The sequence below is a fragment of the Streptomyces sp. MnatMP-M17 genome (assembly GCF_900091995.1).
Classification (GTDB): domain Bacteria; phylum Actinomycetota; class Actinomycetes; order Streptomycetales; family Streptomycetaceae; genus Streptomyces.
In genome coordinates, this window is the sequence record NZ_FMDK01000373.1 from 1 (window position 1) to 9999 (window position 9999).

10 protein-coding genes are annotated in these 9999 nt (G+C 69.1%); 4 read left to right on the plus strand and 6 right to left on the minus strand.

The features are described from left to right. Positions 1–177: 177 nt before the first annotated feature. Positions 178–960 (minus strand): glucosamine-6-phosphate deaminase, encoded by a 783-nt coding sequence (nagB, locus tag GA0115259_RS17380; RefSeq protein WP_093597594.1) that lies wholly within the window; start codon positions 958–960, stop codon positions 178–180. 263 nt (positions 961–1223) lie between these two features. Here nagB and GA0115259_RS17385 point away from each other — a divergent pair, with 263 nt between their 5' ends. Then, positions 1224–2246 carry an SIS domain-containing protein gene (locus GA0115259_RS17385; RefSeq protein WP_370748041.1) on the plus strand — a complete coding sequence of 341 codons (1023 nt, stop codon included), beginning with the start codon at positions 1224–1226 and terminating at the stop codon, positions 2244–2246. A gap of 365 nt (positions 2247–2611) precedes the next feature. Continuing rightward, a complete protein-coding gene (locus tag GA0115259_RS17390; RefSeq protein WP_093597600.1) occupies positions 2612–4117 on the plus strand; it encodes a sensor histidine kinase in 1506 nt (501 codons plus the stop codon). 257 nt (positions 4118–4374) lie between these two features. Here GA0115259_RS17390 and GA0115259_RS17395 read toward each other — a convergent pair whose 3' ends face one another. After that, positions 4375–4632: a WhiB family transcriptional regulator gene (locus GA0115259_RS17395; protein WP_004937597.1), complete on the minus strand. Its 258-nt coding sequence runs from the start codon at positions 4630–4632 to the stop codon at positions 4375–4377. A 316-nt stretch (positions 4633–4948) separates the two neighbouring features. After that, positions 4949–5917 carry a diacylglycerol/lipid kinase family protein gene (locus GA0115259_RS17400; protein ID WP_093597607.1) on the minus strand — a complete coding sequence of 323 codons (969 nt, stop codon included), beginning with the start codon at positions 5915–5917 and terminating at the stop codon, positions 4949–4951. A 116-nt stretch (positions 5918–6033) separates the two neighbouring features. Between GA0115259_RS17400 and GA0115259_RS17405 the strand changes: the two genes are divergently transcribed. Continuing rightward, positions 6034–6468: a hypothetical protein gene (locus GA0115259_RS17405; RefSeq protein WP_176732576.1), complete on the plus strand. Its 435-nt coding sequence runs from the start codon at positions 6034–6036 to the stop codon at positions 6466–6468. Positions 6469–6589: 121 nt separating this feature from the next. Here GA0115259_RS17405 and GA0115259_RS17410 read toward each other — a convergent pair whose 3' ends face one another. The 3 genes from GA0115259_RS17410 to GA0115259_RS17420 form a co-directional block, all read right to left on the minus strand. Next, the gene (locus tag GA0115259_RS17410) at positions 6590–7534 is read right to left on the minus strand and encodes an RNA polymerase sigma factor SigF (protein WP_093597613.1); all 945 of its coding nucleotides are present in this window, start codon (positions 7532–7534) and stop codon (positions 6590–6592) included. A gap of 42 nt (positions 7535–7576) precedes the next feature. Next, positions 7577–7990: an ATP-binding protein gene (locus tag GA0115259_RS17415; RefSeq protein ID WP_066950067.1), complete on the minus strand. Its 414-nt coding sequence runs from the start codon at positions 7988–7990 to the stop codon at positions 7577–7579. A 301-nt stretch (positions 7991–8291) separates the two neighbouring features. Beyond that, positions 8292–8552 carry a UBP-type zinc finger domain-containing protein gene (locus GA0115259_RS17420; RefSeq protein WP_093597603.1) on the minus strand — a complete coding sequence of 87 codons (261 nt, stop codon included), beginning with the start codon at positions 8550–8552 and terminating at the stop codon, positions 8292–8294. 35 nt (positions 8553–8587) lie between these two features. Between GA0115259_RS17420 and GA0115259_RS17425 the strand changes: the two genes are divergently transcribed. After that, positions 8588–9999 (plus strand): Na+/H+ antiporter (locus GA0115259_RS17425; protein WP_093597605.1); only part of this gene is annotated, 1412 nt, incomplete at its 3' end.

Genomic DNA, 9999 nt, shown 5'->3' on the forward strand with positions numbered 1-9999 from the left:
GGCGGAGGAGGGAGCCATGGCGGAGCCCTGGTGACCGACGACAACGCGGCGAGGCGCGGCGCCAGGGCACGCGAGCCCAGCAAGATCCAAACGAGAGGCCCTAGCGCTGTACTCGGTCCTCAGGCGCCGGACGGGCGGCACGGCGGCCCGTCCGGCGCCTGAGGACACCCGTGAGAGTCAGATGCCCTGCCAGCTCGGCTTCGCGGCGAAGGTGTCACGGAAGTAGTCGGCCAGCTTCAGCTTCGACGCGGCGGCCTCGTCCACGACGACCGTCGCGTGCGGATGGAGCTGGAGCGCGGAGGCCGGCACCACCGCGGCGAGCGGGCCCTCGACGGCCTGCGCCACCGCCTCGGCCTTGCCCTCGCCGGTGGCGAGCAGCACCAGATGGCGGGCCTCCAGGATCGTGCCGATGCCCTGGGTGATGACATGGTGCGGCACCTCCTCGGGACTGTCGAAGAAGCGCGCGTTGTCCGCCCTCGTCTGGCGCGTGAGCGTCTTGATCCGGGTGCGCGAGACGAGCGAGGAGCAGGGCTCGTTGAAGCCTATGTGCCCGTCCGTGCCGATACCGAGGAGCTGGAGATCCACGCCGCCGGCCTCGGCCAGCGCGCGGTCGTACGCCTCGCACGCCGCCTGGACGTCCTCGGCGCTGCCGTCCGGGCCCATGAAGGCGCTCTCCGGCAGGCCCAGCGGCTCGACCACCTCGCGCAGCACGACCGAGCGGTACGACTCGGGATGGCCGGCGGGCAGTCCCACGTACTCGTCGAGCTGGGCGATCCGCGCGGCCGAGGCGTCCACGGCGCCGGAGCGGACCTTGGCCGTCAGGGCCTGATAGATGGGCAGCGGGCTCGAACCGGTGGCCACGCCCAGCAGGGCGTCGCGCTTGCGGCGCAGCAGGGCGGCGATGCTCTCCGCGATGAGTTCGCCGCCTGCCGTCGCGTCCTGGACGATGACAACTTCCACGCTGGGCCTGCCGATCTGATGGTGTGTCCGATGTGGTATAGACCAATCTAGCAGAGGCACCCTGCCGGACGGAGAGCCTTCGGAACACGTCCGGGCCGTTCACGTCGGCTGGCGTGGCCTCGGACCTCCATGGTCGACTGGGCTGGCGGAAGCCTTCGAGGAGAAGGGGAGAAACCACCATGCCAGCCGTGTTCTCGCCCGATGAGCCCGATGAGCCCGAGAAGCCCGAGGATCCGGACGAGGGCGAGCCGCCGGGCCGGATCATGTCCGGCGAGATCGCGGAGCAGCCCGCGGTGCTCCGGCGCGTCGTGCGTGACGGCGCGCCCCGGATCCGCGAGGTGGCGGCGGCGATCGCGGCGCGGAGTCCGCGCTTCGTACTGCTCGCCGCCCGCGGTACGTCGGACAACGCGGCGCTCTACGCGAAGTATCTGCTGGAGATCCGGCTCGGCCTGCCCTGCGGTCTGGCCTCCATGTCCACCACGACGGCCTACGGCGCCAAGCCGGACCTCACCGATGTGCTGGTCGTCACCGTCAGCCAGTCGGGCGGCTCGCCGGATCTGGTGGCCTCCACCCGGGCGGCCCGGGACGCCGGCGCGGTCACGCTCGCGGTCACCAACAGCCCGGACTCACCGCTGGCCGCCGTGTCCGAGTTCCATGTCGACATTCTGGCGGGCCCGGAGCGTGCGCTTCCCGCCACCAAGACGTACACGGCCTCGCTCCTCGCGCTTTATCTCTTTGTCGAGGGACTCGGCGGCGGTGACGGCGCGGCGGCCGGTGTCCTGCCGGATCTCGCCGAGCGGATCCTCGCCCGCCGGGACGAGGCGCGGACGCTCGCCTCCCGCTACCGCTTCGCCGAACGGATGGTCATCACCTCCCGTGGCTACGGCTATCCGACGGCCAAGGAGGCGGCCCTGAAGCTGATGGAGACCAGCTACATCCCGGCGCTCGCGTACTCCGGCGCGGATCTGCTGCACGGCCCGCTGGCGATGGTCGACAACATCTCGCCGGTGATCGCCGTCGTCCCCGACGGCAAGGGCGGCGAGGCCCTGCGGCCGGTGCTGGAACGGCTGCGCGGCCGGGGCGCCGATCTGTTCGTGGTCGGCCCGGCGGCGGAGGTCGAGACGGCGTCGGCGGGCTTCGCGCTCCCTACGGACGGCGTTCCCGAGGAGCTCCAGCCGGTCCTGGAGATTCTGCCGCTCCAGCTTCTGGCGTACGAGGTGACCATTGCCAGAGGCCAGGACCCGGACGCCCCCAGGGCCCTCGCGAAGGTCACGGAAACCCATTGAAGACACTGACTGCGCTGACGGCGCTGAGACGGTACTGACGGCACCGGCGGGCCGCTCACCCGCGGGCCGCGGCGCCGCGACGGGACCCTCAACCCGTCCGGCACCGCAGCCCGGAGTTGCTCGGCCGACGGGTGTGCGGTCCCGTTCGGCCGTGGGAGAGGTTCCGCCGCAGTCAGGGCAGAGAGCGCCGGCACCTCGGTCCACCCTCCTGTGCGGGGAGAGTGGAGGCTCTATAGCGTCATTGTGGACTAGACCATTCTTCGCTGTCCATGCGTGTACCGAGCCTATTTCCCCGCGGCCGTTCGCGACAGACCACGGTTCGTGCCGGTTGTTGCCGCGCGGGTACGCTCGCCTGTGTGCCCTCCATGAACGACCTCGTACGACAGCACACAGCCCTCAGTGAGTCCGACCTCGAGTGGCTGCATCTGCTGGTCTCGGAGTGGCAGCTCCTCTCCGATCTCTCCTTCGCCGATCTCGTCCTCTGGGTGCCCACCCGGGACGGCACCCGCTATGTGTCCGTCGCCCAGATGCGTCCCAACACCGGCCCCACCTCCTACCAGGACGACATGGTCGGCCATCTCGTGCCCCGGGGCCGCAGACCGCTGCTCGACGCGGCTCTGGACGAGGGACGCATCGTCAGGGAGGGCGATCCCGAGTGGCGCGAGGAGGTGCCGGTACGGGTCGAGTCCATTCCCGTACGGCGGGAGGGCCGCGTCCTCGGAGTCATCGCGCGCAATACGAATCTGCTCACGGTCCGCACGCCCAGCCGGCTGGAGCTGACCTATCTCCAGTCCGCCTCCGATCTGGCCCAGATGATCGCCGCGGGATCCTTTCCCTTCCCGGGCCAGCAGGTCGACATGGACGCCTCACCGCGCGTGGGCGACGGACTGATCCGGCTCGATGCCGAGGGAGTCGTCCAGTACGCGAGCCCCAACGCCCTCTCCGCGTACCACCGGCTGGGACTCGCCTCCGATCTGGTCGGCCATCACCTTGGCCGGACCACCGATGAACTGGCCCCGGCCCGTGGCCCGGTGGACGAGGCGATGGTCAAACTCGCCAGCGGTTACGCGCCCAGGGAGACCGAGGTCGAGGGCAGCGGCGGTGTCATCCAGCTCCGCGCGATCCCGCTCAAGCCCAAGGGCACCCGGATCGGCTCGCTGGTGCTGCTCCGGGACGTCACGGAACTCCGGCGCCGCGAGCGTGAGTTGATCACCAAGGACGCCACCATCCGGGAGATCCACCACCGGGTGAAGAACAACCTCCAGACCGTCGCCGCGCTGCTCCGTCTCCAGGCCCGGCGAATGGATTCACCACAGGGCCGGGAGGCCCTGGACGAGGCCGTACGGCGCGTCGGTTCGATCGCGATCGTGCATGAGACGCTGTCCCAGAATCTGGACGAGCGGGTGGAGTTCGACGAGATCGCCGACCGGGTGCTGGCGATGGTCGCCGAGATCTCACCGGGCACGGTCGTCTGCCGGCGCACCGGCCGGTTCGGCATTCTCGACGCCGAAGTGGCCACTCCGCTCTCGATGGTGCTCACCGAGATCCTCCAGAACGCCCTGGAGCATGCCTTCGCGCCGGGCGAGCAGGGCCGGGTCGATGTCTCGGTGGTCCGCAGCGGCGCCCGCGGCGGTGAACTGACCAAGAAGCGCGGGGACGGCCCTCGTTCGGACGGTCGGCTGCTGATCACCGTCCAGGACGACGGACGCGGTCTGCCCGAGGGATTCGATCCGCGGCGGGCCGGCAATCTGGGGCTCCAGATCGTACGGACGCTGGTGGAGGGCGAGTTGGGCGGCGGCTTCGACATGGTGCCGGCGCCGGTGCGCGGTACGCGCGTCGTACTGGACATTCCGGTGGAGCCGCAGAAATAGCCGTATGGGAAGCAGTCGTAAGAGAAGTAGCCGTACGGATGGTGTACGCGGCGGCGAGTTGACACAGACAGTCGGCCGCTCGGGCGCCCGGCGCGAACAGCGGACAGCAGCGAGCCCCGGACCGTGGTGACGGTCCGGGGCTCGGCTTGAAGCTCACTGGGCGATGCGCATCGGGGGGTACTGCGCGCTGCGGTTCGGGGGCGGGGCTATGCGTACACGCTGTACGCTCCGCCGGGCTGAGGCTCGTGCAGGGTGCTTCAGGCGGTCGCGTTACGCGCCCGGTTGCGAGCGGCGCGGCGCTTCATAGCGCGGCGCTCGTCCTCGCTGAGGCCACCCCAGACACCCGAGTCCTGGCCGGACTCGAGCGCCCACTGCAGACACTGCTCCATGACGGGGCAGCGACGGCAGACGGCCTTGGCTTCCTCGATCTGCAGCAGCGCAGGACCGGTGTTGCCGATGGGGAAGAACAGCTCGGGGTCTTCCTCGCGGCAAACGGCGTTGTGACGCCAGTCCATGGCTGCTACCTCTCTTGGTATTACGTGCAGATTGCTTGTGAATGTGAACGCTTTCACGAATCCCTCGACAAGGGAAGGGCCGACCGCCAGATGGACTGGTGTGGTCCTTGGAATGAGGAGGGGTTCCGGTTCTCATGGAGGCCGATGTTGCGGGCCGTCCCGATCGCCAAGTAGAGATTCGCAAACCTCGGCGGCGGATACAACCCCTTCTGAAAAGTTTTTTTTGATTCCTCGGTGTCGACTAGGTCACAGCCGTACTTCCATGGGGTGGATCCCAGCCTAAACGTTCGAGTGAAAGGACTTTGGCCCCTTCCACTCACACAATCACACGCAGTGCACGGCGTACGCCTGTGAACGTCACGCTCGTACGCAGTCCGAGGTGGTCTCCGTCCATCTGTAGAGGGAGGGGTGCCTTGGAATGCAAGGTGAAGTCGGTCAGATCATGAAGAGACACCGCGTGCCGTCCATGAGGGCCCCGATCGGGGCTCGAAGTGAGCAGTTGCGTGGCATATCTGGCCACCGCGGTTGTCGACAATCTAGTCAGCCCGAGGATGTCCAGGGCCGCGTCGAAGGACGCCTCGGGAGAGGCGTACAGCGGACGATTGCCCAGGTAGGTCCAGGGCGCGGTGTTGCAGACTATGGACAGCACAAGATCCTCGACCGGATCCGCGCCGGGACGCTCCAGTGTGATGAGGCCCTGTCTGCGATGCGGCTCCTCCAGGAACTGCCGTACGACCTGACGCACATAAAGAGCGTGTGTGGAACGCTTTCCGCGCTCCCGCTGCTGTTCGACCCGGCCGATCACACCGGCATCAAAACCGAAGCCGGCGCAGAAGGTGAACCAGCGGGACGGCACCGCCTCGTCCTCGGTCCCGGGCGTACCGGCCGCCAGTCCCAGACCGACCGTACGTTCGCTCCGCAGGGCCAGTGCGTCCAGGATCGCGCCCGTCGCCTCCACCGCGTCATTGGGCAGCCCGAGCGCACGGGCGAAGACATTGGTCGAGCCACCGGGCACCACCGCGAGCCGTGGCAGCCGGTCCGGATCCGGGCCGTTGTGGAGCAGACCGTTGACGACCTCGTTGACGGTGCCGTCGCCGCCGAGCGCGACGACCAGCTCGATATCGTCCGAGTCCGCGGCGCGTCTGCCCAGGTCACGGGCGTGACCACGGTATTCCGTGGTCACCGCCTCCAGCTTCATCTCGCTGGCGAGCGCGTGCATGAGGACGTCGCGGGTGCGTGCACTGGTGGTGGTTGCTGCCGGATTGACCACAAGGAGTGCGCGCATGCCCAGCAGATTACCGGCCGGGCGCGGAAGGGTCGTCTCCGGGACGGCGGGGCCCATTGCGGTACGAGCCAGGCCTGCCAGGAGGCTCGCCTACGGGCTGTGGTTACCCTGCAAGGGTGAGCAGCAGCGAAGAGACCACCGCCCCCGCGCCCTCGTCGCGTCCCGCGCGACTGACCGCAGCCGCCGCCGTCTGCGGGCTCGAAGCCCTGGCGCTGGTCGTCGGCGGTGCGTATCTGCTGGTGATGGGTGTGCTCGGGCGGCCCGACAGCCCTCAGCAGGCGGAGATGGGCGGCATCACGCTGATCGTCCTCGGCGTCATCCCGCTGCTCGCCGCCCGGGGACTGCTGCTGCGCCGTGGCTGGAGCCGGGGCCCGGCGCTGATCACCCAGATCATGGCGCTGCCCGTCGCCTGGACGCTGCTGCGTGCCTCGGGCGGACTGATCCCGGCCGGGATCGCGCTCGCGGTGGTCGCGGTGACCGGTCTGGTGCTGATCGTCAACCCGACGACCACGGAAGCCCTCGGCATCCGTGGCCCGGCCCGCGACGCCTGATCCGTAACTGAGCCTGATTTACAGCCCGGCCCGCGACGTCTGAGCAAGCACGTCCCGCACGGCCGGGCCCTTGGCGTAACCCCGGTGACGTAACGCTTCTCTGCGCTCCGTAACGCCCTTCTTACTCCTCCACCAGCAGCCGCTCACGGAGCTGCGCCAAGGTGCGGGCCAGCAGACGCGAGACATGCATCTGCGAGATACCGACCTCCTGCGCGATCTGCGACTGGGTCATATTGCCGAAGAAGCGGAGCAGCAGGATCCGTTTCTCTCTCGGCGGCAGATCCTCCAGCAGCGGCTTGAGCGACTCGCGGTACTCGACACCTTCCAGCGCCTCGTCCTCCGCGCCCAGTGTGTCCGCCACCGCCGGTGACTCGTCGTCCGTGTCCGGGACGTCCAGCGACAGTGTGGAGTACGCGTTGGCGGACTCCAGCCCTTCCAGGACCTCTTCCTCCGAGATGCCGAGCCGCTCCGCCAGCTCATGGACCGTGGGCGAACGGCCGTGCTGCTGGGAGAGTTCGGCCGTGGCCGTCGTCAGGGAGAGCCGGAGCTCCTGGAGCCGGCGCGGCACCCGCACCGCCCAGCCCTTGTCCCGGAAGTGCCGCTTGATCTCGCCGACCACCGTCGGTGTCGCGTATGTCGAGAACTCGACACCGCGCTCCGGATCGAACCGGTCCACCGACTTGATCAGACCGATCGTCGCGACCTGTGTCAGATCGTCGAGCGGCTCGCCGCGGTTGCGGAACCGTCTCGCCAGATGCTCGACCAGCGGCAGATGCATCCGCACCAGCTGGTTTCTGAGGGCGGCCCGCTCGGGCGAGCCGTCGGGCAGCTTGCGCAGCTCGACGAACATCGCCCGCGCACCGCTGCGGTCATGTGGATCGTGGTGCTTCTCGTTGTGCTGCTCGCTCATAAAGGCCGCCCGCTCTGCCTGCGCCTGCTCCGCCGCGGCCGTGTGGCCGTCAAGTCCGTCCTCCGGGTGGGGACGGGCCTGCTGCTCCGGGATGCCCGCGGGGGCGAGCACCAGCTCCTCGGGAGCTTCGTGCCCTCCCCGCGGTTCCCGTGGGATGCGCCCCTCGTCACGCACCGGACCGTCCCCGTTCCTCGTTCGTCACGCCGGCCCGGGTCCCGCGCCGCGCTGTTTGTAGAGGCTGATGGTGACCGTACGGTCCTCCGCCACCGTCGAGTCGACCTTGCCGGCCAGCGCCGAGAGCACCGTCCAGGCGAAGGTGTCGCGCTCCGGAGCGCGCCCGTCCGTGGTGGGAGCCGAGACGGTCACTTCGAGCGCGTCCTCCACAAGGCGGAAGACACAGCTCAGAACGGAGCCAGGTACGGCCTGCTGAAGCAGGATCGCGCAGGCCTCGTCCACCGCGATACGCAGGTCCTCGATCTCGTCGAGGGTGAAGTCCAAGCGCGCCGCGAGGCCGGCCGTGGCCGTACGCAGCACGGACAGGTAGGCACCCGCAGCGGGCAGCCGGACTTCCACGAAGTCCTGGGTCCCGGGCTCGCCTGCGATCTGGGACACCCTCACCTCCAAGGTGGCACAAGCTCTTCAGGGCTCCGGGACGGGGGATGTCCCGAAGCCGCGCGGTACGTAGTCGGTACGTAGCCGGTCTGGACTGGCGACGCTATCGCGATTCCGTGGTGCCGTGTCGCCGGGGACCCCCGTCCGACGGCCGTCACTCATGGTAAGCGCATGAACGCAGAAAGTGGCTAGAGGTCTGCGATGCTCAATTACGAGCAACCGGGGGAGGGTTGACGTACCCAGCCCTCGAACGATCGAACCGTCGGCCCGGACACGATCGAATCGTCATCGAACCGTCGGCTCAGACGATCGAACCGTCGACATAGCACCAACGCCAGCTCTCGCCGGGTTCGAAGCTCCGCATCACCGCGTGGCCCGTTTCCTTGAAGTGTGCTGTGGCGTGCTGGTACGGGGAGGAGTCACAGCATCCGACCTGTCCGCAGACGAGGCAGAGCCGCAACTGGACCGGGTGTCCGCCGACCGCCAGACACTCCACGCAGGTCTCACCCCGTGGGGCGGGCTCGGGACGCGGAAGTTCCGCAACATGGGGGCACTCACTCATGATGACCAGGTTACGACGCGTGTGAGGACGGTGGGATGGACGTATTGCCCCTGGTGGCGCTGGTGGCGGCGAGCGCGGCGATCGCCGGTGCCGCGCGCAGGACACCCGTGGCGGCACCGCTGCTGCTGGTGGCGGCGGGACTGGTCGCGTCGTACGTGCCGGGCGTGCCCACCTACACACTCGATCCGCACATCGTGCTGCCACTGCTGCTGCCGCCCTTGCTGTACACGGCCGCGGTGGACAGTTCGTATCTCGATCTGCGGGCGAACATCCGGCCCGTCGCGCTGCTCTCGGTCGGCTATGTCCTCTTCGCCACGGTCGTGGTGGGCTGGCTCGCCTATCTGCAGGTGCCCGATCTGCCGCTGACGGCGGCCCTGGTGCTGGGCGCGGTCATCGCGCCACCGGACGCCGTGGCGGCCACGGCCATCGCGCGCCGGCTGCGGCTGCCGAGCCGGATCACCACCATCCTCCAGGGCGAGTCGCTGGTGAACGACGCCACCGCGATCACCGCGTTCAAGGTGGCGCTGGCCGCGGCGGTCGGCGCGGGCGCGACCTGGGCGGGCGGACTGCGGGAGTTCGCGCTGGCGTCGCTCGGCGGCATCGGTGTCGGTCTGCTGCTGATGGTGCCGCTGCACTGGCTGCGTACGCATCTCAAGGAGGCCCTGCTCCAGAACACCCTCTCGCTGCTGATCCCGTTCGTCGCCTACGCGCTGGCCGAGCAGGTGGGCGCGTCGGGTGTGCTCGCCGTCGTGGTGGTCGCGCTCTATCTGGGACACCGCTCCTGGCAGGTGGACTTCGCGACCAGGCTCCAGGAGCACGCGGTGTGGAAGATGGTCGCGTTCATCCTGGAGTCGGCGGTCTTCGCCCTGATCGGGCTCCAACTGCCGGTGGTGCTGGAAGGGCTCGGCGAGTACGGCGTCGGCGAGTCGCTGCTCTATGCCGTCGGTGTGTTCGTGGCGGTGGTGGTGGTCCGGTTCGTCTGGGTCTATCCCGCGACCTTCCTGCCGCGCGCGATGTTCCGGCGGATCAGGGAGCGCGAGCCGGAGACCACCTGGACCGCGCCGCTGATCGTCGGCTGGGCGGGCATGCGCGGAGTGGTGTCGCTGGCGATCGCGTTCTCCATTCCGCTGACACTGGAGGACCACCGGCCGTTTCCCGGGCGCAATCTGGTGCTGTTCCTCACGTTTACGACGGTGATCGGCACTCTGGTCGTACAAGGGCTCACACTGCCATTGCTGATCCGGATGCTGAAGCTGCCGGGCCGCGACCGCCAGGCCGAGACGCTGGCCGAGGCGCAGGCACAGAGCGAGGCGTCCGCGGCGGCGGAGCGGCGGCTGGACGAACTGCTGGCCGACGAGCGCAACGCGCTGCCCGAGCCGCTGGCCGAGCGGCTGCGCGCGGTCCTGGCGCGCCGCCGTAACGCGGTGTGGGAACGGCTCGGGGGGGG